General features: G+C 32.8%; 21 protein-coding genes. 9 read left to right on the forward strand and 12 right to left on the reverse strand.

What is annotated here, in order from left to right:
• Positions 1–33: 33 nt before the first annotated feature.
• From NHF47_RS16120 to NHF47_RS16145, 6 genes are all read left to right on the forward strand, one after another.
• Positions 34–1,386: a M28 family peptidase gene (locus tag NHF47_RS16120; protein WP_252765884.1), complete on the forward strand. Its 1,353-nt coding sequence runs from the start codon at positions 34–36 to the stop codon at positions 1,384–1,386.
• Between the two features lie 113 nt (positions 1,387–1,499).
• On the forward strand, positions 1,500–2,957 hold the full coding sequence (nhaC, locus tag NHF47_RS16125) for a Na+/H+ antiporter NhaC (protein WP_252765885.1): 1,458 nt from the start codon (positions 1,500–1,502) through the stop codon (positions 2,955–2,957).
• Between the two features lie 151 nt (positions 2,958–3,108).
• Positions 3,109–5,292 carry a catalase/peroxidase HPI gene (katG, locus tag NHF47_RS16130; protein ID WP_252765886.1) on the forward strand — a complete coding sequence of 728 codons (2,184 nt, stop codon included), beginning with the start codon at positions 3,109–3,111 and terminating at the stop codon, positions 5,290–5,292.
• Positions 5,293–5,534: 242 nt separating this feature from the next.
• Positions 5,535–6,170, forward strand: coding sequence for a peroxiredoxin (locus NHF47_RS16135; RefSeq protein ID WP_252765887.1), 636 nt, complete (start codon positions 5,535–5,537; stop codon positions 6,168–6,170).
• A gap of 83 nt (positions 6,171–6,253) precedes the next feature.
• A complete protein-coding gene (locus NHF47_RS16140; RefSeq protein ID WP_252765888.1) occupies positions 6,254–6,562 on the forward strand; it encodes a co-chaperone YbbN in 309 nt (102 codons plus the stop codon).
• A 65-nt stretch (positions 6,563–6,627) separates the two neighbouring features.
• Complete coding sequence (locus tag NHF47_RS16145) at positions 6,628–6,888, forward strand: hypothetical protein (protein WP_252765889.1); 261 nt, start codon at positions 6,628–6,630, stop codon at positions 6,886–6,888.
• Positions 6,889–7,007: 119 nt separating this feature from the next.
• Here NHF47_RS16145 and NHF47_RS16150 read toward each other — a convergent pair whose 3' ends face one another.
• The 5 genes from NHF47_RS16150 to NHF47_RS16170 all read right to left on the reverse strand — a co-directional run bounded on the left by NHF47_RS16150 (position 7,008) and on the right by NHF47_RS16170 (position 12,426).
• Entirely contained in the window at positions 7,008–9,833 is a 2,826-nt protein-coding gene (locus NHF47_RS16150; RefSeq protein ID WP_252765890.1) for a T9SS type A sorting domain-containing protein, read from the reverse strand.
• Between the two features lie 358 nt (positions 9,834–10,191).
• Positions 10,192–10,839, reverse strand: coding sequence for an MIP/aquaporin family protein (locus NHF47_RS16155; protein ID WP_252765891.1), 648 nt, complete (start codon positions 10,837–10,839; stop codon positions 10,192–10,194).
• Positions 10,829–11,446 carry a low molecular weight phosphatase family protein gene (locus NHF47_RS16160; RefSeq protein ID WP_252765892.1) on the reverse strand — a complete coding sequence of 206 codons (618 nt, stop codon included), beginning with the start codon at positions 11,444–11,446 and terminating at the stop codon, positions 10,829–10,831. The genes NHF47_RS16155 and NHF47_RS16160 overlap by 11 nt, the downstream gene beginning before the upstream one ends.
• A gap of 157 nt (positions 11,447–11,603) precedes the next feature.
• A complete protein-coding gene (locus NHF47_RS16165) occupies positions 11,604–12,077 on the reverse strand; it encodes a DUF6428 family protein (RefSeq protein WP_252765893.1) in 474 nt (157 codons plus the stop codon).
• A 25-nt stretch (positions 12,078–12,102) separates the two neighbouring features.
• The gene (locus NHF47_RS16170) at positions 12,103–12,426 is read right to left on the reverse strand and encodes a helix-turn-helix transcriptional regulator (RefSeq protein WP_252765894.1); all 324 of its coding nucleotides are present in this window, start codon (positions 12,424–12,426) and stop codon (positions 12,103–12,105) included.
• 282 nt (positions 12,427–12,708) lie between these two features.
• Between NHF47_RS16170 and NHF47_RS16175 the strand changes: the two genes are divergently transcribed.
• Positions 12,709–13,614, forward strand: coding sequence for a hypothetical protein (locus tag NHF47_RS16175; protein ID WP_252765895.1), 906 nt, complete (start codon positions 12,709–12,711; stop codon positions 13,612–13,614).
• Between the two features lie 65 nt (positions 13,615–13,679).
• Here the strand turns inward: NHF47_RS16175 and rpsA are convergent, their stop codons facing one another.
• Positions 13,680–15,446: a 30S ribosomal protein S1 gene (rpsA, locus tag NHF47_RS16180; RefSeq protein ID WP_252765896.1), complete on the reverse strand. Its 1,767-nt coding sequence runs from the start codon at positions 15,444–15,446 to the stop codon at positions 13,680–13,682.
• 257 nt (positions 15,447–15,703) lie between these two features.
• On the opposite strand from rpsA, the gene NHF47_RS16185 reads away from it, so the two are divergent.
• Positions 15,704–16,099, forward strand: coding sequence for a VOC family protein (locus tag NHF47_RS16185; protein ID WP_252765897.1), 396 nt, complete (start codon positions 15,704–15,706; stop codon positions 16,097–16,099).
• Here NHF47_RS16185 and cmk read toward each other — a convergent pair.
• The 6 genes from cmk to NHF47_RS16215 form a co-directional block, all read right to left on the reverse strand.
• Complete coding sequence (gene cmk, locus NHF47_RS16190) at positions 16,096–16,785, reverse strand: (d)CMP kinase (RefSeq protein WP_252765898.1); 690 nt, start codon at positions 16,783–16,785, stop codon at positions 16,096–16,098. The two genes, NHF47_RS16185 and cmk, sit on opposite strands and share 4 nt — an antisense overlap.
• Before the next feature lie 30 nt (positions 16,786–16,815).
• A complete protein-coding gene (porQ, locus tag NHF47_RS16195; protein WP_252765899.1) occupies positions 16,816–17,835 on the reverse strand; it encodes a type IX secretion system protein PorQ in 1,020 nt (339 codons plus the stop codon).
• A 120-nt stretch (positions 17,836–17,955) separates the two neighbouring features.
• Complete coding sequence (gene lon / locus NHF47_RS16200; protein ID WP_252765900.1) at positions 17,956–20,412, reverse strand: endopeptidase La; 2,457 nt, start codon at positions 20,410–20,412, stop codon at positions 17,956–17,958.
• 194 nt (positions 20,413–20,606) lie between these two features.
• Positions 20,607–21,365, reverse strand: a complete 759-nt coding sequence (locus NHF47_RS16205; RefSeq protein WP_252765901.1) for a hypothetical protein — start codon at positions 21,363–21,365, stop codon at positions 20,607–20,609.
• Between the two features lie 35 nt (positions 21,366–21,400).
• A complete protein-coding gene (locus NHF47_RS16210; protein WP_252765902.1) occupies positions 21,401–22,690 on the reverse strand; it encodes an MFS transporter in 1,290 nt (429 codons plus the stop codon).
• A gap of 63 nt (positions 22,691–22,753) precedes the next feature.
• Positions 22,754–23,572, reverse strand: coding sequence for a M48 family metallopeptidase (locus NHF47_RS16215; RefSeq protein ID WP_252765903.1), 819 nt, complete (start codon positions 23,570–23,572; stop codon positions 22,754–22,756).
• Positions 23,573–23,839: 267 nt separating this feature from the next.
• Here NHF47_RS16215 and NHF47_RS16220 point away from each other — a divergent pair, with 267 nt between their 5' ends.
• Positions 23,840–24,532: an alpha/beta hydrolase gene (locus tag NHF47_RS16220; RefSeq protein WP_308219271.1), complete on the forward strand. Its 693-nt coding sequence runs from the start codon at positions 23,840–23,842 to the stop codon at positions 24,530–24,532.
• Positions 24,533–24,541 lie beyond the last annotated feature (9 nt).

The following is a 24,541-nucleotide window of genomic DNA, read 5'->3' on the forward strand; positions in this document are numbered from 1 at the left end:
GATTTTTTTTATCTTTGAAAGAAAGTAACTACAATGAAAAAAATATTATTCTTTTTTTGTTTGCAAATTCCTTTATATTTCTACGGACAAGACACTAGAATCTACGACATTATTAATAAGGTATCAGCAGAACGAATTAAAAACGACATTACTAAATTAACCGAATTTGGCACTAGAAACACCTTTAGTGATACGGTTTCCAATAAAAGAGGTATTGGTGCAGCACGTAGATGGATCAAATCGGAATTTGAAAGCATCTCTAAAGATTGCAAAAATTGTTTAGAGGTGTTTTACCAAAAAGATTTTGTAACTACAAATGATGGTGAACGCGTTCCAAAAGACACTTGGATTGTAAATGTTGTAGCCATACAAAAAGGAACAAAATATCCGAATCGATATATTATTATGAGTGGCGATATTGATAGTCGAAATTCTGACACTATGGACTACACTAACGATGCTCCTGGAGCGAATGATAATGCTTCAGGAATGGCTGGAACGATGGAAGCTGCAAGAGTTCTTTCTAAATATCAATTTGAAAATAGTATTATTTATGTTGGCCTTTCTGGTGAAGAACAAGGATTATTTGGAGGTAAAGGATTAGCCAATTATGCCCAAAAAAAAGGATGGGAAATTATAGGTGTACTCAATAACGATATGATTGGAAATATTGAAGGTGTGGATGGTGTAATAGACAACAGAACCTTTCGTATTTTTTCAGAGCCTACACCCGCAAATGAAACGGAAAAAGAGCGCAACTTAAGACGCTTTTATGGAGGAGAGGTTGACGGAAATTCAAGACAATTGGCACGTTATATCGAAAAAACTACCAAAACCTATATGCCAGAAATGAATCCTATGATGATCTATCGTTTAGATCGTTTTGGAAGAGGCGGTCATCATCGTCCCTTTAATGATTTAGGATTTGCAGGCGTTAGAATTATGGAAGCACATGAAAATTACAATAGACAACATCAGAATATTAGAACTGAAAACGACATTAAATATGGTGATGTCTTAGAAGGTGTTAATTTCGAATACGCTAAAAAATTAACTACTGTAAATGCTATAAATTTAGCTTCTTTAGCTTGGGCGCCTCCAGCTCCAAAAAATGTTCAAATTGGAGGAATTGTACAAGCGAATGTAAAATTAAAATGGGATAAAATAGAAGATGACAACATTTTTGGATATAAAATATATTGGCGACTAACTACTTCTTCTCAATGGGAATTTAGCCGATTTGTAGGAAAAACAGATAATTTTGAACTAGAAGGCATTGTTATTGATAATTATTATTTTGGTGTTGCAACTGTTGGCAAAAATGGCAACGAAAGTCTCGTGGTTTTTCCAAATGATATCATCAAAGAAACTTTCAGAAAAAGATAATCTTTATCTCAAAAAAAAACAGATATCTAAAAAACAACAACTCACTATAGTTTTAACGATAATCTTTTGCTAATCGTAACACTTTGGCTATATTGCGGCTTCAAAAAAAATAAATGGACACAAAAATTATAAAAAACAAAGAATTAAATATTTGGGAAGCTTTAATCCCTGTAGTAGCATTAGTAGTAATGCTTGGTTATAATGTATATGTATTTGGAGACAGTGCTTTAGGCGGAAGCAATCAATTTATTTTATTACTTGGTGCAGCAGTAGCAGCAATAGTAGGTTTTTTCAACAAAGTTACGTATCAAAAAATGATTGATGAAGTAGCCGAAAACATTAAATCTACAGCTGGTGCTATTCTGATATTACTAATGGTAGGTGCTTTGGCGGGTACTTGGCTAATTAGTGGTATCATACCATCTATGATTTATTATGGGTTACAAATTTTAAGCCCAGCTATTTTTTTACCAGCCACCTTAATCATTTGTTCCGTCATCTCAATTGCAACTGGAAGCTCTTGGACTACTTCAGCAACAGTAGGTATTGCATTAATTGGAATTGGTGGTACTTTAGGATTTCCATTAGGCATGGTTGCTGGAGCTGTAATTTCTGGAGCTTATTTTGGTGATAAGCTTTCGCCAATGTCAGACACAACAAATTTAGCTCCAGCAATGGCAGGAACTGATTTATTTACACACATCAAATACATGTCGCTCACAACCGTTCCAACCTATATTGTTTCTTTAATTCTTTTTATTATACTAGGGTTAACAGTAGACACTACTGGAATGGCAGATTCATCTGCATTGTTAGCAGACATTCAAAAGGCCTTTCATATTACTCCCTGGTTATTTATTGTCCCCATCATTGTAATTGGTTTAATTGTTAAGAAAACAGAACCTTTAATCGCATTACTAATAGGCACATTATTAGCTGGTGTTTTTGCTATACTATTTCAACCAGAAATTGTTTTAATGCTTTCAGGTGGCAAAACATTAAATTTTGCAAATGCTTATAAAGGTGTTTTAAACGCAATCACAACTGAATCTGTCATACCTACAGAAAACAGCACTCTAACTGACCTATTCAAATCAGGAGGAATGCAAAAAATGCTAGGCACCATTTGGCTAATTCTTTGTGCTATGGTTTTTGGAGGTATAATGGATGCCATTGGAGCCTTATCCAGAATAAGTCAAGCATTATTAAATCTTGCCAAATCAACTTTTGGACTCTTTGCTTCAACCGTAGGAAGTTGTTTGGCCTTAAACATTACAGCATCCGATCAATATTTAGCTATTGTTGTTCCTGGAAAAATGTTTGCCAAAGCTTATGCAGATAAAGGACTAGCTCCGGAAAATTTAAGTAGAACTTTAGAAGATTCTGGTACTGTTACTTCTGTATTAATTCCTTGGAATACGTGTGGTGCATATCAATCAGGAACATTAGGTGTAGAAACATTTGATTATCTTCCGTATGCTTTCTTTAATTTATTAAGTCCATTTATGACTTTACTTTTTGCAGCATTTAACATCAAAATAAGACAATTAGTTTCAACTATAAAAAACTAACAAAGCTATAGTTTAAATCTATTTTAAAATAAAAATTAACCATTACTTAAAAAGAGTAATGGTTTTTTTATTTGTAAATTTGAGATACAATCAATTTATAACAAACAATTTGATGCAAATTTCTCAATATTAATACAAAATCACTAAAACTATGGAACATTCTAATGATTTAAGTAAATGTCCTTTTCACAGTAAAGAAGATGTAACTAAAAAAGCAACTAACAATCAGTATTGGTGGCCCGAAACACTTAACCTTGATATTTTACATCAGCATGACACCAAAACTAATCCTTTAGGAGAAGATTTTGATTATGCAGAAGAGTTTAAAAAATTAGATTTAGAAGCTGTAAAAACAGATTTAAAAAACCTAATGACGGAAAGTCAGGATTGGTGGCCAGCGGATTGGGGTCATTATGGTGGTTTAATGATTCGTTTGGCTTGGCATTCTGCTGGAACCTATAGAATTTCTGATGGTAGAGGTGGTAGTAACACCGGAAATCAAAGATTTGCCCCACTAAATAGTTGGCCAGACAATGTAAGTTTAGACAAAGGTAGACGCTTGTTGTGGCCTATTAAGAAAAAATACGGAAATAAAATCTCTTGGGCTGACCTTATGATTTTAGCAGGTAACATGGCCTATGAATCTATGGGACTTAAGACTTTTGGGTTTGCAGGCGGAAGAAAAGACATATGGCATCCTGAAAAAGATGTCTATTGGGGTTCTGAAAAAGAATGGCTAGCAGCTACTAAAGAGCGTTATGATAACGATGAGAATCGAGAATCATTAGACAATCCTTTAGCAGCCGTTCAAATGGGATTAATCTATGTGAATCCAGAAGGTGTTGATGGTAAACCAGACCCTTTACGAACTGCAATTGACGTACGTACCACTTTTAAACGTATGGCGATGAATGATGAAGAAACGGTTGCTTTGACAGCTGGTGGCCATACTGTAGGGAAAGCTCATGGAAATGGAGACGCATCGATATTAGGAAAAGAACCAGAAGCAGGTGAAATTGAAAACCAAGGTTTTGGTTGGGGTAACCCAACTAGAACAGGTGTGGGTACTGATGCTGTAACGAGTGGTATTGAAGGTGCATGGACAACACATCCTACACAATGGGATAATGGTTATTTCTATTTGCTCTTTACATACGATTGGGAATTAAAGAAAAGTCCTGCTGGAGCATGGCAATGGGAACCTATCAATATTAAAGAAGAAGACAAACCTATTGATGCATTCGATCCAACAAAAAGAAACAATCCTATTATGACGGATGCAGATATGGCTATGAAAATGGACCCTATTTATAGAGCAATTTCTGAAAAATTCTATAAAAATCCTGATTATTTCACAGAAGTTTTTGCCAGAGCATGGTTTAAATTAACCCATAGAGATTTAGGACCAAAAGACCGCTATTTAGGTCCTGATGTTCCTAAAGAAGATTTAATTTGGCAAGACCCAGTTCCAAAAGTAGATTATACTCTAAGTGATTTAGAAGTTAAAGAATTGAAAGAACAATTATTAAATAGTGGTTTATCGAAATCTGATTTAATTACAACGGCTTGGGACAGTGCTAGAACTTTTAGAGGTTCCGATTTTAGAGGAGGTGCTAACGGTGCTCGTATTCGCTTGGCTCCACAAAAAGATTGGATGGGTAATGAACCCGAAAGATTGCAAAAAGTATTGGAAAAACTAGCAGAAGTTCAAGCGCAATCCTCTAAAAAAATTAGCATGGCTGACCTTATTGTTTTAGGTGGAAGTGCAGCTGTTGAAAAAGCAGCTCAAGAAGCTGGATTCGATGTAATTGTTCCTTTCTTACCTGGTAGAGGTGATGCAACAGCAGAAATGACAGATGCAGAATCTTTTGCAGACCTTGAACCAACACACGATGCTTTTAGAAACTGGTTAAAAAAGGATTATGCCGTAAAACCTGAAGAGTTAATGCTTGACAGGGCTCAACTGATGGGATTAACAGCTCCTGAGATGACGGTCTTATTAGGTGGAATGCGTGTTTTAGGAACCAATTATGGCAATACTAAAGACGGCGTTTTTACAGATAAGATTGGTGTATTAACTAATGACTTTTTTGTAAATTTAACAGACATGAATTACAGTTGGAAACCTACTGGAAAAAACGCTTATGCCATTGTAAATAGGAAAACAGGAGTAACACATTGGACCGCAACAAGAGTAGATTTAGTTTTTGGCTCCAACTCTATTTTAAGAGCGTATGCCGAGGTATATGCTCAAGACGATTCCAAAGAAAAATTTGTTAAAGATTTTATTAAAGCATGGGTTAAAGTAATGAATGCCGATCGATTTGATCAATAAAATTTTAATCCAATAAAAATTTAAAAACACTATCAATTACAGATAGTGTTTTTTTTATTTTTTTAATAAAATAAATCATCACAAAATATGAATTCAATAAAAATAAAGTTAATTTTTTGTAAGAAATATTAACATAATTATTCTCTATTATTCAATAAGAACAAACCATAAAAAGCTTCTTAAAATAGTAGTGGAATTAGTAATTTTGCATCATTAAAATAACTCAAAAAAATAAGTTAATTATGTCATTAGTAGGAAAAAAATTCCCAAACATTACAGTTGATGCTATCTCAGAAATGGGTGACAACTTAAGAATCAACGTATTAGAAGAAGCTACAAAAAACAACAAAAAAGTTTTATTATTTTGGTATCCAAAAGATTTTACTTTTGTATGTCCAACAGAATTGCACGCTTTTCAAGCAGCTTTAGGAGAGTTTGAAAAAAGAAACACTATCGTAATTGGTGCTTCTTGCGACACTAATGAAGTTCACTTTGCTTGGTTAAACACTCCTAAAAACAACGGAGGAATTGAAGGTGTTACGTATCCTTTATTAGCAGACACAACAAGAAATTTAGCTGCAGCTTTAGATATTTTAGATGCAGAATGGGTATATGACGAAAATTTAGACGAAGAAATCTTAGCAGGATCAAATGTAACGTTTAGAGCTACTTATTTAGTGGATGAAGACGGTAAAATTTTCCATGAAAGTGTAAATGATATGCCGTTAGGAAGAAATGTAAATGAATATTTACGCTTAATTGACGCATACACTCACGTTCAAACTAAAGGCGAAGTATGTCCTGCAAACTGGGAAGAAGGAAAAGAAGCAATGAATGCAGATCGTTTAAGCACCGCAGCTTATTTAAGCCAAAACTAAAAATCAAAATTTATCTTATCATTTTCAATAGCAATGTTTTAAATTGCTATTGAATTTGATGAGATTATTAAAATTGAAATGAAATGTTTACAGAAATAGAACAAGATAATTTAGCAGAAATCATTAACTCTAACAACATTGTTGTCGTTCAATATTCTGCATCATGGTGTGGAAATTGCAGAATCATGAAGCCAAAATTTAAAAAATTAGCATCAGAAAATGAAACTATCCCTTTTTTAGTTGTTGATGCTGAAAAGTTCCCAGAATCAAGAAAATTAGCTAAAGTAGATAATTTACCCACATTTGCAACTTTTAAAAATGGCATATTGGTAAACCAAACACAAACCAATAAAGCAGAAGTATTAACTGAATTAGTTAACGAAGTAATTTAAACAAGTTGATAAACATTGGAATAATTAAAACTTTTTTTTAAATAATCCATTCAAAATTATAGAACATGAAATTACCCGTTATTAAACAACTTACTCAGTTTATTGAAGATAATGATGCTGACTATTTAGTTGAAACTATTGAAGTTTTAGAAAACCTAACTGAAGTTTCTTCTTTAAAAGACGAAGAATTAGACGTTATTGGTGAATTAATATCCAATTTATACGGAGCTCTGGAAGTACATAAATCAATCAAAGAAGGCAAAGATAAAAAGACTGCTTTAAATGATTTTATGAAGCGTGTTCTAGGCTCAATTGACAAAGAATAGGAAATGCTAAAAGCTTTCCTATTTTTTTACACTTTTGTCAAAAAAAATACAGCGTCGAAATGAATTCCAACACTGTATTTTGCATAAAAACTAATCACTTCAAATTAACTCAACAATCTTTATTGTTTCACAATTTTACAATTGCTTATTCCTTTTTTACCAGATAATTGAATAAAATAAATACCTGAACTTAAATGAGATGTATTTATTGTTATTTTTTTCTGGTTATTAAATTTTTCTTCCATTAGAATTTGCCCTGTATTATTCATTACAGAAACTTTCTCAAAACTATCGATAGCTTCCATTTCTATAGTCGCTTCATTAGCAATAGGATTCGGATACACTGTATATAATGCATTCAAAATCATATCATTTTTCGCTACATCATTTATCATTCTCGATGAAGAAGCATTACAACTACCCATTACAAAATTCATTTTGTTATTAGCAGTATTATTTTCACCACCAGTTGGCAAACTATACGTGTAATAGAAATAAATCGTTTGACCTGAATTAGCATTAATCTTAAAAGGTACATTCGGTTGTGCTAAATAACCTGGATACGTAGCATTTAAAGCAGTGCTGTAATATAAAATAAGGGTTGCATTACCTATTCCTGTTCTATTAGGAACAAAAGTTAAGAAAGAACCTTCTGAATTATTGGTAATGGTAACGTTAAAATCTCCATTCGCCGCTACTCTTGTACAAGATCCTACTGGAGGTGGCGGAGGTGTTTGAGAAGCTTCTGTAAATGTAAATTGCTCCCAAGTATCTTGTGAATCAGTGCCAACTTGTTTTAAAATACCAGCACTATTCAATTGCAACCTTCTTAAATTACTTTCTAAGGTAGTCAAATAAAATTTACCATTACCAGCTGGTGTAATTTGCCATCTTTCCCAAGTACCTGCATAACTACTAGGCTGCATGTCGGTAAAATCGGTATTATCAGAACGCAATCTCGGGTTTCCTTGACCACCTACACAATCAATATAATAACTATTATTTGGAGCCGCTGTAAACTTCCACTCTACCGTTGCTCCTGTGGTCGTTATAGCAGTACTAAAAGGATCTTCTGAACCACTAGCACCGATTCTTTTATTATGAAACGGATTTGCTATGTAGTATGTTTTATTTGGATCTGGAACAAAAGTTGAAACTGTAGTGACCGTTACATTAAAAGTCACACTAGTTGAAGTCCCACAAGCATTTCTAAAGGTAGCTATATAATTTCCCGCTTGATTTGATTGAATATTTGAAATTGTTATTTCTCTGGTTGTTGCAGCAAAATTATTTGGTCCTGTCCATGACCAACTTCCGCCAGTAGTAGGCTGTGGACCAAATGTAACACTATTACCAGACTGCAAAGAAACAGCAGTATTTGATGTCCAATTTTGTCCATTAATAGCATAATAAGGTGTAACTGGTGTAGGTTGGCAAACAGTAGTATTACCGTCAACCCAAACAATATCATCAATAGCGAACTGAAAATTAGATGTAGGAATTGCTCCGTCATTTCCTATTCTAAACATATAGGACATATCTTGAAAAGCAACCAAACCCCCCAAATCACTTATTGGAATTGTCACTTGACCCCATTCTCCATTCCGAACTAAGCCATATTTAGTTTGCCCTGCAGGAAAATTCACTTGGGCTGCATTGGTATAATTATCATTCACTCCAATGAAAAAAGACACATTCGCAGGTATTTTTATTTTAAATTTCAAAGAACCATTCTGCGTATAGTTAGACATATTTTTACCAAATAAAGTAGTAATTCCGGCTCCAAACCAACCTTTAGAACTATCATTTGTAAACGATAATACATTTGTACCTTCAGCTGGTGCTATGGCATTATTTTCAATTAAGGTTTCACCAAAAATATAAAACTCTGAATCTGAACCAAAAGTTAATTTTTTAGTTGAAGGTGTAGTATCCGTAAAAACACCAAAAGTTCCATTTTCTGCTGGAATAGTTCCATCCGAAAGTTCAACACTTCCATATCCATTCCATTTGTGTACACGCACATAGTCCACATACATTTTACCTGGAAGTGGAGCCGTTACTGCTCCATTCGAAGAAACACCAGGCAAAGTTCCTCCCACTGCCAAATTCAATAACATATAAAAAGGTCTCGTAAAAGGGGCTGTTACAGAATTATTAGCATCAATTGGGAAAGGATTTTCATATAAATCATATTCATTGGCACCATCCACAACCGTAAAACGAATTTGTGTTGGCTCCCAATAAATTCTATATTTTACAAATCGATCGTTTAAAGGCGCAGCTGCCACATAGGGTTTATTATAATTTACGTCTGAAGCAATATTTCCAACACCACCAGGAACTGGAAAAAAAGTATTCGCTCCCACATAGGTATTTACAGTAGAAGAAGTTGCGCCTTGCTCATTTCTTGCTGCCTGGCTGAATCCCATTTCCATCATATCAATTTCACCTTTTGCTGGCCAAGCTAAATTAGAAGTTCCAAGCATCCATACAGCCGGCCATAAACCTTGATTTAAGTTAGGTACACGTACACGAACTTCAACCATACCATAATGAATGGCAACTTTATTATCGCTATTGATTTTACCAGAAGTAAATGCTCTAGATCCTGACACTTGATTTTTAGCTTCTAATACTAATGCTTTATTTCCTGCTTCACCAGGTACATCTCCAATATAAACATTGTTCGCTTCATAAGACTGTAATTCTTGATTTCCCCAACCACACAATCCAATATTACAACCATCACCAATATCTTTAGTCCATTGTGCCGTATTAAAAGTATTGAAATTATCTTCCCAAATAACGGGACCTATTTGGGAGAAAGAAGAGGCGGTTATCAATAAAAATCCAGTCATAAATAAACCGAATTTTATTTTGGATTTTTTCAAGATTGATAAAACTCCTTTCTCTAAAAAGAAATAAAAATCATTTTTTTTCATAATGTATAGTGTTTGTTTTGTTTGCAATCATAAAAAATAATCTTAATCGCTATTAACAATACCTAAATTACAGTATCAAAAAAAAATAGCTTTAATTTTTATGATATTCCAAAAATAATGTTAAAAAAATAAGTATTAAACAAAACAAAGGCTATAAAAAATATACAATACCTACATAATAGGTATTATCTTGGCAAATGTTAAAATAATAGGTAATTCGTCGGATTTTTTAAACACTTAAAAGAAAAATAGACAATTAACAACTATTTTAAATTACGTTTTTTCGCTTTTAAAACTAAAATTGTATAGGTAATGTTGAGTAATAATCTATTCATAAAAAAACTCATCAAAAGGAAATTTACTTTTTTGAATTACAAAAATGAGAAATTAACAAAAAAAACAACATCCCTAAGATAGGAGCTAAAAAATAGATCCATAAAAAATCGGTTGTACCAGAAATAATAGACGGGCCAAAACTTCTTGCTGGATTCATAGAAGCCCCACAAATAGGACCCGCCAACCAGGCTTCTAAAAAAACAGTAAATCCAATTAAAAAGGGCGCCCATTTTTTTAAAGATAAAACAGCATTAGACACCACAATAACTCCCATTAAAATAAAGCTTAGACCCAATTCAAGAAAAAAAGATTCCCAAACACTTCCACTTGGGATGGTATTTCCTAATTTTTGATTGGATGGAAAAATATAATGAAGCAACAAACTAGCTAATACTGCTCCTAACAATTGAAAAAAAATATAAAATAACGCTTTTTTAATTTCTATTGTTTTATTAAAACAGAACGTTATTGTTACAGCAGGATTAATATGGCAATCCGAAAACTTGCCTAAAAACTGAACCAAAAGCCAAACGGTTATACCAAAAACGACACCGATACCAAAAGCCTGAAGAATACCATTATATTCTTCACTAATAATGATAGCACCAGTTCCAAAAAAAACCAATAAAAATGTACCCAAAAACTCAGCCCAATAATGTTTATTTTCCATTTTGAATCTTTGAAAACACATACGCCATTTCAGTTGCTATTTCAATACTTTTGTCCCAATACCCCTGTTCCATTTTGTCTGTATTATCAATTTTTTTAGGATCTTCATATTGAACAAAAAAGCGTTTTTCAGCACCCGACACAAAAGGACAAGCCTCATTAGCAGAAGAACATGTCATGATAGCCGCGAAATTTGAAATGGGATTGAATGTATGTTGTAAGGTTTTTGAAAAAGCAATAACAGCTGGTTCATTAACATCAAATTTTATGGCATAAATAGGATTTGTTCCTTCCTCTAGTTTTTCATATTCAAAACCTTGTTTTTTAAGCGTTTCTGCCACCATATAGAACAATGCCGTAGCTTCTGTACCAGCAGAATAACAAGTGACATTAGGTATTTCATAATAAAAAGCCATAGTTTGTGCCCAAATTTGAGACAAGTGACTTCTACGTGAATTATGAGTACAGATAAAATTAAGTCTAATTTTTTCCTGATGATTCACTTTCTCTTGAATATAATCAATCAAAGGCTGCAACACTTCTTTTCGATCCTTTGAAAGCACATCAACCATTATAGTACTTATTGTTTTTTCTAATTTATCAAACATATTTTTTTTAATTAGCCCAGACTGGAGTAACTATCCTTTTGCAGTTGAAAACGTAATTTTATCTTTTTTAAAAAGCTTCTGTTGTCGCTTTTTAAAAAAGATAAAAATAGTTTGAAACCAGAAAGATAGTACAAAAGGCTGGATGAGCTACTTATACTTAACAACAACCCGAACCAGGAGCACAGGAATTTTCTTTTGCTTTCCATTCTCCTAATTTTACTTTCGTTTTTTTCTGTGGAATTCCACAAGAGTCACTTGCTAAACAAGTGGTCAACTTAGAGGTTAACAAGAAGTTTTTTCCATCAAAATCTAGGTTAAATTTCCCAATAGTATCTGGCATTTGATATTCTACTTCAATTTCTAAATCTTCCATACCAATTATTTTTTCTGATAATTCTATGATATGAATCAACTTTTCAGGATGCAAACGATGATCATAATCATTCGCTTCCCATAATTGGAAATTTACTACCTCTTCTTTTCGAACCGTTCCCCCACAATCGATAAAATGTTTCGATACTTTACCCACTTCCGTAACATGAAAATGAGAAGGCACTAATTGACCATTGGGTAATTGAAAAGCTATAACAGATAAGTCTTTTAAAGCATTTTTTATTTCGGATAATTTCATAAAAATGTTGTTTAATTAATATTTTTTAGCAGCATTTATTTTGCAACTGATTGGTAAGTCCTTTAAAGTAGACTTCAATCATTTTTAATGTATCTGGATTTAAGCAATAACAAATGGCCGTACCTTCTATTGTTCCTTTTATAATGTTGGCATTTTTCAATTCTTTTAGATGTTGCGAAACAGTGGGTTGAGCCAAAGGCAATTCGTTCACAATATCGCCACAAATACAAGTATCTACCTGTAACAAATACTGAATAATTGCAATCCTTGCTGGATGTGACATCGCTTTAAAAAGCGAAGCCAATTGATTTTGCTGTTCGGTAAAAAATTCTGATTTAGAAACTCCCATGAGTATTTAAATTTATTTGTTTGGTATAATTTAAAAACGATTCTCGATACAATTTTATAAAGTAAAAATTAGCATTTTAACTTTATAAAATCACTCGAATTGACGTTTTCATAATTATTATCAATTATTATATTACAATATTACGATATAATAATATATGAAACAAAAAATATATAAATTTTAACATCTAAGATACATAATTACAAGGAGTTGTTACATGCATAGGCAGGTTTTGAAAAACAATACTCTAATTTTACTATTCAAACATTTAAAACAAAAAATATGAAAAAATTAAGCCTTTGTATTAGCAGCTTATTTTGCTTGCTAACACTATCTTGTCAAGATGATTTCAAGGAAATTGAAACTACACAAAAAGAAGCAAAGAAAGCTACATTAGAAGAAAGACCGTCAGCATGTCCATCGTTATTTGCATTAGTATTACCCGCAAATGGAACTGGCAGTCCCATTTTGCCAAACATCCAATCATTTATTTTTAAAATAGATTTAGGCACAAGTCCTGTAGGTTACACATTTGTCTCTCAGATAAAAATCGGAGGAACACCTGTAACTTGTGTCACAGGAATTACAGATATGACTGGCACAACCGATTTTGCTTGGGCAGTAACAGGAATCAATTCCAATTTCCCCAAAAAATTATTAAAGGTTCATATACCTACAGGTAATTCAAGCATCGTTTACACTACCACCGACTACCTTCAAGATATTGAAAATTTGGATGCAACGACTTTAGTAGGTATAAAAGAAGATAGCTCCCAAATCTTAAAATTAGACCTATCCTCAGGTGCCTGCTCCCCTTTTGCTCCAAGTGGATTTCCTTCTCAATACAATGGTTTAACCATTGCTAGAGGAAAATTGTATGCTATATCTGGAAATACTAGTTTTATTTGCCCAACCAGAAGAGGCGATATTTTTGAATACGAATTAACTGGAGGTGACTACATAAACAAATATTCTTATAAATCTTCTGTAGCCAGTTACACTATGAAAGAATTGGGACTTCATTTTGATTTTTGCTACGGTAAAGGATGTGTTGTAGGCAGTGCTCAAGCTATTTTATCTAACAATACTAACATAAAACCCTGCATAACTCCTTATCCTAGCTTTTTATTAAACACGGTTACCACGCATCAAAATTATCATGGCATTTATGATTTTATGACCAAATAATAGCCATAAAAAAACTCCCAATTATTCAATTGGGAGTTTTAATTATTAGCAAGAAAAATGAATTATTATTTTTCTCCTTTTTCCATTTTAGCTTTTAATTCAGCTAATGCATCAATATCACCTAAAGTTGATTTCTCAACGTTATTTGATGAAGAAACATTAGTTTCAACAGCTTTAGCCGCTTTTTCTTCTTCTTCACGGAAGATAGCTGTATGAGAAGCTACTACTCTTTTGAATTCTTTATTGAACTCAATTACTTTAAAGTCAGCAGTATCTCCTTTTTTCAATTTTTTTCCATCTTCTTTCTCTAAATGACGAGTTGGAATGAAAGCCACTACATCATCACCGAAATCTACAGTTGCACCTTTGTCAACGATTTCTCCGATAGTTCCATTATGAACTGTACCTACAGCGTAAGCATCTTCGTGTTTATCCCATGGATTTTCAGTAGTTTGTTTGTGACCTAAAGATAATTTACGTCCTTCAACATCCAACTCTAAAACAACCACTTCCATTTTGTCACCTACGTTTACAAATTCAGATGGGTGTTTAATTTTCTTAGTCCAAGATAAATCAGAGATATATACTAAACCATCAATTCCTTCTTCTAACTCTACGAAAATACCAAAGTTTGTGAAGTTTCTAACGATACCTGTATGTTTAGAACCTACTGGGTATTTAGCAGTGATATCAGTCCAAGGATCTTGCGTCATTTGTTTGATACCTAAAGACATTTTTCTTTCTTCTCTATCTAAAGTTAAGATAACTGCTTCTACTTCATCACCAATTTTCATGAAATCTTGTGCACTTCTTAAGTGAGTTGACCAAGACATTTCAGAAACGTGGATTAAACCTTCAACACCTTCAGCTACTTCAATGAAAGCACCGTAATCAGCTAAAACAACAACTTTACCTTTAACTTTATCACCAACATTTAAATCAGCACTTAAAGCATCCCAAGGGTGCGCGTTTAATTGTTTTAAACCTAATTGAATTCTTGTTTTCTCATCATCGAAATCAAGGATTACAACGTTTAATTTTTGATCTAACTCAAGAACTTCGCTTGGGTGATTGATTCTAGACCAAGATAAGTCGGTAATATGGATTAATCCGTCTACACCACCTAAGTCAATGAACACACCGTAAGAAGTAATGTTTTTAACCACACCTTCTAAAACTTGTCCTTTTTCTAATTGACCAATAATTTCTTTCTTTTGCTCTTCGATATCTGCCTCGATAAGCGCTTTGTGAGAAACAACTACATTTTTGAACTCATGGTTAATTTTTACCACTTTGAATTCCATAGTTTTGTTCACATACTGATCGTAATCACGGATTGGTTTTACGTCAATTTGAGAACCTGGTAAGAATGCTTCAATTCCGAAAACATCTACAATCATACCACCTTTAGTTCTGCATTTTACAAAACCATTCACGATTTCTCCAGACTCATGAGCAGCAATAACTCTATCCCAAGCTTTGATAGTTCTTGCTTTTCTGTGAGACAATACTAATTGACCTGTTTTATCCTCACGAATATCAATAAGCACTTCTACTTTATCACCAACTTTTAAGTTAGGATTGTAACGAAATTCGTTTAAAGAGATAACACCTTCAGATTTAGCATTGATATCAACAATAGCGTCTCTATCAGTAATTCTAACTACAGTACCTACTACTACTTCCTCATCCTTAGTATCGATAAAAGTTTTAGATACTAGGTCTTCAAATTCTTGTAAGTTTTTCTCATCTACTACATCAATACCTTCTTGGTAGTTGTGCCAGTTAAAATTTGCTAAAAACTCTTCTTGTGTTTTGTTAATTTCAGACATATGCTGATTTAAAAATTTGTATGTTGTGCTCTTATGGGTTTTTTATACAGATTAAAAACAACAACAGTGTTTGTATAAATTATTGATTCCTAATGAAAACCCAATTCTGTCAAAAGGTGTGCAAAATTACAAATAATTTATTAATTAACAAACATTTAGAATAAGAAAAACACAGGTGATTGATATGAAAAAATTATTTCATAGGAAACCAATAAAAAATATAGGATAAAAATGTATTTTTATATGTAAAAAATCATATGCATCAACATATTGCTCATGTTACATTAGTCGTAAAGGATTACGATGAAGCGCTTGCTTTTTACACAAAAAAGCTACATTTTGAAGTTATACAAGATAGCTATATCAGTCCAGAAAAAAGATGGGTTCTTGTAGCTCCAAAAAATAGTAAGAACTGCTGTCTTTTACTTGCTAAAGCAGCCAATGAAACGCAAAAGCAATACATCGGTAACCAAACAGGTGGTCGTGTATTTTTATTTTTGTATACCAATACCTTTTGGAAGGATTACCAACAAATGAAAGCCAATGAAATTCATTTTTTAGAAGAACCCAGAGAAGAACCATACGGAACTGTTGTAGTTTTCGAAGATTTATATGGCAATAAATGGGATTTGATTGAACCAAATTCTATCTAAACGGATAATTTTTCATTTACCAATCGCATCACTAATTCAAACTGTTCTTTTTTAGTCATAGCCGAGTTATCAATCTCAATAGCATCATTTGCTTTTACTAATGGCGAATCTTCTCTATGTGTATCAATATAATCGCGTTGTTGCACATTTTGAAGCACTTCTTCAAAAGTAACGCTCTGCCCTTTTTCCAGCAACTCATCAAATCGCCTTTGTGCTCTTGTTTCGGCAGAAGCATTCATAAACAGTTTTAATTCTGCATCAGGAAATACTACCGTTCCAATATCCCTTCCATCCATTACGATAGCTTTGTTTTTTCCCATCGCTTGTTGTTGTTCTACCAATTTAGCTCTAACTTGAGATATTTCAGCAATGCGACTTACATTTCTTGAAACTTCAATAGTACGAATTGCCTGCTCTACATTTTCTCCATTCAAATACATTTCCGCAAAACCCAAAGCAGGATTAAATTGAAATTGCAATTGAATCTTTGATAATTGGGAAACCAAATTCTCTTTGTCTAGAAAATCTTCCGAAACCAAATTATTTAGCATGGCATAATACGTAACTGCTCTGTACATGGCACCAGTATCTACATACACATATCCTAATTCTTTCGCCACTTGCTTTGCTAAAGTACTTTTTCCTGTAGACGAAAACCCATCAATTGCTATTGTAATTTTTTTCAAAATGCTTTATTTTTTTGTAACCAATATTTGTTATTCCAAATTTATCATTAAACCAAACAAGTTTGTACTGGCTGCTAATGTATATCTTGAATAAGAATAATCAAACTTTATTTTGCCAAATCGCAAACCAAAACCAGCAGATATTCCAGCAAAACTACGTTGGTCCAAAATTTTCAATTCCTGACCTCTTCTAAAATTATATCCCAAACGAATATTAAATCCTTTCTCGGGAAATAATTCGGCACCCATAATCACATGTCGCAACGCATTATTAAAAAAGGATACTTTTTCTTCATTGGTTTCTCCATCCAAAGTAGTTTCTGCTCTATTTGGATTGGAAAATGCAATATTCCATTGTTGCAAATTTTCCAAAGTTAAATGCCAACGAATAGGTACATTCTCTAATAATTGCGAAATTCCAGCATCTATAGACAAGGGTAATTTTTCTCTTACATCTTGATACGGTGTAATTTGAAATCCTAAATTACGAACCGACAAACCATAATTGATATCGTTTTTCTCATCTACATATAAAAAACCTAAATCGGTAGCAACACCCCAAGAATTATACGACTCCAAAGTAGACGAAATTAACTTCACATTAGTACCAACATACATAGTAGTCCAAGGAATATTATACGCATACCCTAAAGACAGAGCCGCTTCACTTCCTGTAAAATCAGAAGTAGTGTTTCCTAATTCATCTCTTCCTTCAAACGTTCCGTAGTTAATGTAATTAATTCCCGCATGAAAGGTTTGCACATGTTGGTCCCAAGTATACGCATAAGCAGCTGTTCCATACGAAACTTCCCCATAGTAATTTCCATAATTCACTGCCAAACGATTACTCATTTTTTGATTAATTGTAGCTGGATTATAAAACGCTTGATTTACATCAAAGTCTACAACTGTTACCGTTTTTCCTCCTAAAGCAGCTTGTCTTGGTGATTGGGCTAAGTTTAAAAATTGATATACATATTTACCTCCTATTTGTCCATAATGAACACTAGTGGCTAATAAGAAGAAAAGCAGTATTTTTTTTGAAACCATACTTAATATGTATAAGCTATAAACGCTGTTGCGAATATAAAATTATATATAGATATAATAAAAATAAATTCCGACTTATTTCTAAATCGGAATGCATTTCATTTTTATTTATACTGTGTACTATTCTTGCAACTTCTTTGCATTTTTAACTTTTTGATTGGTTATTGCAATATCGACCACTTCGCTCATTCGATCTACATAATGAAACGTAAGTCCTTTTAAATAGTCGGGTTTAATTTCATCTATATCTCTTTTATTTTCATGACAAAGAATAATTTCTTTGATATTCGCTCTTTTAGCAGCTAGTATTTTCTCTTTAATTCCACCTACTGGCAACACTTTCCCTCTTAAAGTAATTTCACCCGTCATGGCGATACTTTTCTTTACTTTTCTTTGGGTATAAGTTGAAACCATAGAAGTTAACATTGCTATACCTGCACTTGGCCCGTCTTTTGGAGTAGCGCCTTCAGGAACATGAATATGAATATTATTATTGTTTATTACTTCCGTTGGAATACCCAATATTTCATTATTGGATTTAATATACTCTAAAGCAATAGTTACCGATTCTTTCATTACCGTACCTAAATTTCCTGTCATCGTCATTGCTCCTTTCCCTTTAGAAATAGTAGATTCAATAAACAAAATATCACCTCCCACAGAAGTCCAAGCCAAACCAGTTACCACACCAGCCGTATCATTATTTTCGTATTTATCTCGCTCTAAACGAGGCGCTTTTAATACTGTAAGAATATCTTCATCTGTCAAAGTTTTATTGTAATCTTCTTCCAGTGCTATAGATTTTGCTGCATGACGCACCACTTGAGCAATTTTCTTTTCCAAACCTCTTACTCCTGATTCTCTAGTATAACCTACTACTATTTTTTCCAATTGCTTTTTACCAATTTGCAAATCATCAGCACTTAAACCATGTTCTTTCAATTGTTTTGGTAACAAATGTTTTTTAGCAATTTCAACTTTTTCTTCTATAGTATAACCCGACATTTTGATGATTTCCATCCTATCTTTTAAAGCCGGTTGAATGGTAGCCATATTATTAGATGTGGCAATGAACATTACTTTAGATAGGTCATAACCTAATTCTAAAAAATTATCATGAAATTCTCCATTTTGCTCAGGATCTAACACTTCCAATAATGCGGAAGAAGGATCGCCATTAAAACTCGTTGACAATTTATCAATTTCATCTAAAACAAAAACTGGATTAGAGGTTTTCGCCTTCTTAATACTTTGAATAATTCGCCCTGGCATGGCACCAATATAGGTTTTTCGATGCCCTCTAATTTCAGCTTCATCACGCATTCCCCCTAATGAAACACGAACATATTCTCTACCTAAAGCTTCTGCTATAGATTTTCCTATAGATGTTTTACCAACTCCTGGAGGACCAAAAAGGCATAAAATTGGCGATTTCATATCATTTCGTAATTTCAAAACCGCTAAATGCTCTATAATACGCTGCTTTACTTCTTCTAAACCAAAATGATCTCTGTCTAGAATTTTCTGAGCTCTTTTTAAATCAAAATTGTCTTTGGAATACACGTTCCAAGGCAAATCTAAAAACAATTCCAAATAGTTTCTTTGAATTCCAAATTCTGGCGAATTTGGATTAGATCGTTGCAATTTAGAAACTTCTTTTTCGAAATGAGCCGCTACCTTCTCGTCCCATTTTTTAGCCTTAGCCTTCTCCCTCATCTCTTCAATTTCTGCCTCATAAGAAACGCCACCTAACTCTTCTTGAATAGTTTTCATTTGTTGGTGCAAGAAATATTCTCTTTGTTGTTGATCTAAATCAAATCGAACCTTTGATTGAATATCGTTTTTCAATTCCAGTTTTTGCAACTCTAAATTCATAAAGCGTAAGGTTTCTAAAGCCCTGTCTTTTAAATTATGAATAGAAAGTAAATTTTGTTTTTCTGAAACTGATAGATTCATATTTGAAGAAACAAAATTGATTAAAAAAGGATTACTCTCAATATTTTTAATAGCAAACGTAGCCTCAGTAGGAATGTTTGGACTTTCTTTTATAATTTGAATAGCCAAATCTTTTATCGAATCTACTATAGTATTAAATTCAACATCATCCGCTTTAGGCCTTTCTTCACTTACTTCTTTAATAGTCGCTTTTAAATAAGGCTCTTCTTGAGTAAATGCATCAATTTCAAAGCGCTTTTTTCCTTGAAGAATTACCGTAGTATTTCCATCTGGCATTTTTAAAACACGAATAATTCGCGCTACAGTACCTATATGATGTACATCATTTGGAGTTGGTTCTTCAACCTCTTCATCAATTTGAGCAACTACTCCAATTACTTTTCCACCTGCATTAGCATCATTAATTAATTTTATAGATTTATCTCTACCAGCAGTTATAGGAATAACCACTCCAGGGAATAAAACAGTATTTCTTAAAGAAAGAATTGGTAAGTCATTTGGCAACTGCTCATTGTTCATTTCTTCTTCATCTTCAGGTGTTAATAATGGAATTAATTCCGCATCTGAATTGATCTCTTGAAGTGACAAGTTGTCAAATGTTAGTATTTTTTGATTTGGCATAATTATAAAAGGGTCATTTTGTCATTAATAACTTTTAAAATTTGTTATCATTGAATTACAAAATTAACATTAAAACATTGATTATCAACAATAATACACAAATTTACTCATTACAAGTATAATATAAAGTCAAGATTTGTGCCATAAAAAAATCCCGAAGAATTACTTTCGGGATTTTTAAAACTTGTGAAAAATCAATACAACATGTAATCCACTAGTATATTTTCATAATTTAAACCACTTCCAATGTTAGTTGCTTTAATAATCCCAACGTTTTTTGCGTACCAATATTCTGAAATTATTGTTGTAGCAGGATTTCCTGGAACATTACTCGTTTGATCAATTTTTACCTTAATTACATCTGTAAACACTTCATTATTTACCGTTTCAGAGACCCCTTTTTCTAAAATAGTACCTACATAGTTTGTTGTAAAAGTAATAGGTGGTATCCCTGTGTAAGTTGTAGTTTGAGTATAACTTCCGTTCCAAGTTCCGTTAACTGGTATGTTATCTTTCAACACAATATATTCATATCCTGTTTGTGTCCCACTAATTCCACCAGCATCGATAACAACGTCGTCTGTCTTTAATTTATAAACACCAGCATTTTTATTCACACTAGTATTAACAACTCCAGAACTAATACTACCATTGCCATTTTGAGGCGCAAATTTATAATACAATTGTCCGTTAACCGTTTCTGTTGCAATAATTTTCATTGTAGAAGGTGTTCCGTTTGAATTATAAGTCCATTCATTATTGATTGCTGTTGGCCAATAATCACCAGAGGAAGCTCCTCCAGAATTACCTCCACTTGAACCCGAACCGGATCCATTATCACTTCCTGAATTAACTTGTCCTGATAAAACTGGATCTAAAGGCTCCACTTCACTACAAGAAGCAAAAGCCACTATTAACATCATAAAAACAAATAAATTGTTGATTTTTCTCATTATGCAGAAATTATTGAGTTTTCCAAAAAATAATCTTATTTTTTTGGTACTCGGATTAGTAAAAATATTCCGATTATAAAAAAGGCGGTTAAAAAAACAATAGCATTTCGCATGGAACCCGAAATTTGATCAATCGTTGCAAAAATTCCCATACCAATAACAATTCCTATTTTTTCAGCAACATCGTAGAAACTAAAAAAAGAAGTAGTATCATCTGTTACAGGTAAAAATTTTGAATATGTAGAACGCGATAAAGATTGAATTCCTCCCATTACCAAGCCTACAAAACCAGCAGTTACATAAAAATGAATGGGTTCAGTCACAAAAAAAGCAAAAACACATATTATCGCCCAAATAATATTTATAATTAATAAGGCTTTAATATTTCCAATTTTAAAAGCCAATCTAGAAGTTAGATAAGCTCCTAAAACAGCAACTAATTGAATAACCAAAATACTCACTATTAAACCTTGAGTCTTTTCACTATCTGAAGCCCAATTGATTTCTTGCTCTCCAAAATAAGTAGCTACCAACATTACCGTTTGAACCGCCATACTATAAACAAAGAAAGCAGCTAAATAACGCTTAAGTGCTAAATTATGAAAAAGTTGCTTTTGTACTTTTAACAATTCTTTAAAACCATTAAACAACACATGACTTGACATTTTGTTATTTGTTTTATTCCCTTTTGGCAAATAATAAAATGTATATTGACTAAATAGTAACCACCAACCCCCTGTTAAAACAAAAGACAATCGCATCGCAAGCAAAGAATCAGCATTAGTATCTCTTGTCATAATCAATCCTAAACAAATTATTAATAAAATTACACTCCCAATGTAACCAAAAGAAAAACCTCTAGCACTTAATGCGTCTTGCTGATCTTCATAAGCAATATCTGGAAGATAAGAATTGTAATACACAATACTTCCCCAAAAACCTATTAACCCAAAATAGAAACAACTAATACCCCAATATACATTTTCGGGTGTAAACCAATACAAGCCCACACAAGACAGCGCTCCTAAATAACAGAAAAATTGCATAAATCGCTTCTTATTACCAACAAAATCAGCTATACCAGAAAGCAAAGGTGATAAAACAGCAACTGTTAAAAAGGCAAATGCAGTAACATAACTTATTAGAGCCGTACTTTTAAAATCATGTCCCAAAAAAGATATGAAAGGACTGTCTTTTGAGTAAAGAAAACCAAAATACAAAGGGAATATACTAGAAGAAATAACTAATGAATATACTGAATTAGCCCAATCATAAAACGCCCAAGCATTTAATAATTTCTTTTCCCCTTTTTTTAATTTTTCCATAATAATTTGAAATAAAAAATCCCGATTTTGAAATCGGGATTGAATATAGTTCTTTTTTTTATATTATTTAAATGTCACTCCAAATTTTGCTGCCTCTTTTTTAGCTTGAGGAATTAAATTCGTTAAATCTTTAATTCTAGTTTCATTACTTGGATGTGTACTTAATATCTCTGGAGGTGCTGAACCTGAAGAAAGAGCTGACATTCTTTCCCACAATTTAACTGCATTTACTGGATCATAACCTGCAATCGCCATTAGTGTTAAACCTATCATATCTGCCTCACTTTCATGACTTCTACTAAAAGGCAACATACCTCCCACTTGTGTTCCTACTCCATACGCTTGCATAACCAATTGCTGTGTTTCTTCACTTTTATTACCAACTGCAACTTGTGCACCTACTGCACCTAATTGCTGAATTAAACCAGCACTCATCCTTTGTTGTCCATGATTAGCCAAAGCATGAGCCACCTCATGTCCCATTACAGCAGCAATACCCGCATCATCTTTACAAACCGGAAGAATACCTGTATAAAAAACAATTTTACCGCCAGGCATACACCAAGCATTCAATTCTTTACTATCGACTAAATTATACTCCCAAGCATAACCATTTAAATAATCCGATTTACCATTTGCGTTTAACCATCTTTCTGCTGCGGTTTTAATTTTCATACCAATGATTTCAATTTTCTTAGCCTCAGGAGTTCCTTTTATAACCTTATTTTCTGATAAAAATTGATTATATTGTTGGAAAGCAGAAGGAAAAATTTGACTATTTGGAACCAAAGCCATTGTTTTTTCTCCAGTGAAAGGGTTAGTTGCACAAGACATTGCCAATGCAATTAACAATACGAATACGATTTTTATTTTATAGCTCATTTTTTAATTGTTTTTAACAAAGTTAGTATTTTTAAAAAATCATTTCAAATATTCCTACAAAATTTAATAGTATTTTTGCATAAATAGTTTAAAATCGATTCTATAATGCCGAAAAGAAAAAAACCAATAACAGGTAACTCCATTCCAAAATCAATACTACTTTTTTTTTCTATATTACAAAGACTCTCAACTTCACTAACTGTAAAGTTAGCAAGTAGGCTTTTTAAGACTCCCATAAAATATAAAACTCCTAAAAGAGAATTTTTGATGGATCAAAAAAGCAAACAGAAACTAGTTTACATTCCTAAGATTGAAAAACAGATAATGACATATGTATATGGAGAAGGTTCAAAAAAGATATTATTAGTTCATGGCTGGTCTGGAAGAGGCACTCAACTCGTTAAAATTGCAGATAAATTAGTAGACCAAGGGTATTCAACAATTAGTTTTGATGCACCTGCCCATGGCAAATCTCCTGGCAACACTACTTTAATGCCAGAATTCATAGAAAGTATACTTGAACTTGAAAAAAAATATGGCCCATTTGATTATGCAGTAGGACATTCCTTAGGTAGCATGTCTATCTTAAATGCTATTAAAGAAGGGTTACAAATTAAAAAAGCAGTTATCATTGGAAGTGGAGATAGCGTGAATGATATTTTAAAGGATTTTGTTTCTAATTTAAAATTAAAACCTAATATTGCAACTAAGATGAGAGCTCTTTTTGAAAAGAAATATCAGATAGACATGGAAAGTTATTCTGCCTATATTGCAGCAAAAAAGTGTCCCATTCCAATTTTGATTATTCACGATGTAAATGATGAGGATGTTCCTTACACAGCTTCTGAAAACATACACAAAAATTTAAAAAATAGCACATTACTATTAACAGAAAAATTAGGACATCGAAAAATATTAGGAAATGAAAAAGTCATAGAAACTATAATTCATTTTTTTTAAGCAATAAAA

Source organism: Flavobacterium sp. NRK F7 (assembly GCF_024054195.1).
Classification (GTDB): domain Bacteria; phylum Bacteroidota; class Bacteroidia; order Flavobacteriales; family Flavobacteriaceae; genus Flavobacterium.

Bases quoted from the DNA above. Each gene is read 5' to 3' on its own strand.
- NHF47_RS16140 (WP_252765888.1), top strand. From the start codon at position 6,254: ATGTTTACAGAAATAGAACAAGATAATTTAGCAGAAATCATTAACTCT.
- NHF47_RS16220 (WP_308219271.1), top strand. From the start codon at position 23,840: ATGGATCAAAAAAGCAAACAGAAACTAGTTTACATTCCTAAGATTGAA.
- katG (WP_252765886.1), top strand. From the start codon at position 3,109: ATGGAACATTCTAATGATTTAAGTAAATGTCCTTTTCACAGTAAAGAA.
- porQ (WP_252765899.1), bottom strand. From the start codon at position 17,835: ATGGTTTCAAAAAAAATACTGCTTTTCTTCTTATTAGCCACTAGTGTT.
- NHF47_RS16165 (WP_252765893.1), bottom strand. From the start codon at position 12,077: ATGAAATTATCCGAAATAAAAAATGCTTTAAAAGACTTATCTGTTATA.
- NHF47_RS16170 (WP_252765894.1), bottom strand. From the start codon at position 12,426: ATGGGAGTTTCTAAATCAGAATTTTTTACCGAACAGCAAAATCAATTG.
- NHF47_RS16185 (WP_252765897.1), top strand. From the start codon at position 15,704: ATGCATCAACATATTGCTCATGTTACATTAGTCGTAAAGGATTACGAT.
- lon (WP_252765900.1), bottom strand. From the start codon at position 20,412: ATGCCAAATCAAAAAATACTAACATTTGACAACTTGTCACTTCAAGAG.
- NHF47_RS16160 (WP_252765892.1), bottom strand. From the start codon at position 11,446: ATGTTTGATAAATTAGAAAAAACAATAAGTACTATAATGGTTGATGTG.
- NHF47_RS16210 (WP_252765902.1), bottom strand. From the start codon at position 22,690: ATGGAAAAATTAAAAAAAGGGGAAAAGAAATTATTAAATGCTTGGGCG.
- nhaC (WP_252765885.1), top strand. From the start codon at position 1,500: ATGGACACAAAAATTATAAAAAACAAAGAATTAAATATTTGGGAAGCT.
- NHF47_RS16175 (WP_252765895.1), top strand. From the start codon at position 12,709: ATGAAAAAATTAAGCCTTTGTATTAGCAGCTTATTTTGCTTGCTAACA.
- NHF47_RS16155 (WP_252765891.1), bottom strand. From the start codon at position 10,839: ATGGAAAATAAACATTATTGGGCTGAGTTTTTGGGTACATTTTTATTG.
- NHF47_RS16150 (WP_252765890.1), bottom strand. From the start codon at position 9,833: ATGAAAAAAAATGATTTTTATTTCTTTTTAGAGAAAGGAGTTTTATCA.
- NHF47_RS16135 (WP_252765887.1), top strand. From the start codon at position 5,535: ATGTCATTAGTAGGAAAAAAATTCCCAAACATTACAGTTGATGCTATC.
- NHF47_RS16145 (WP_252765889.1), top strand. From the start codon at position 6,628: ATGAAATTACCCGTTATTAAACAACTTACTCAGTTTATTGAAGATAAT.
- NHF47_RS16120 (WP_252765884.1), top strand. From the start codon at position 34: ATGAAAAAAATATTATTCTTTTTTTGTTTGCAAATTCCTTTATATTTC.
- NHF47_RS16205 (WP_252765901.1), bottom strand. From the start codon at position 21,365: ATGAGAAAAATCAACAATTTATTTGTTTTTATGATGTTAATAGTGGCT.
- NHF47_RS16215 (WP_252765903.1), bottom strand. From the start codon at position 23,572: ATGAGCTATAAAATAAAAATCGTATTCGTATTGTTAATTGCATTGGCA.
- rpsA (WP_252765896.1), bottom strand. From the start codon at position 15,446: ATGTCTGAAATTAACAAAACACAAGAAGAGTTTTTAGCAAATTTTAAC.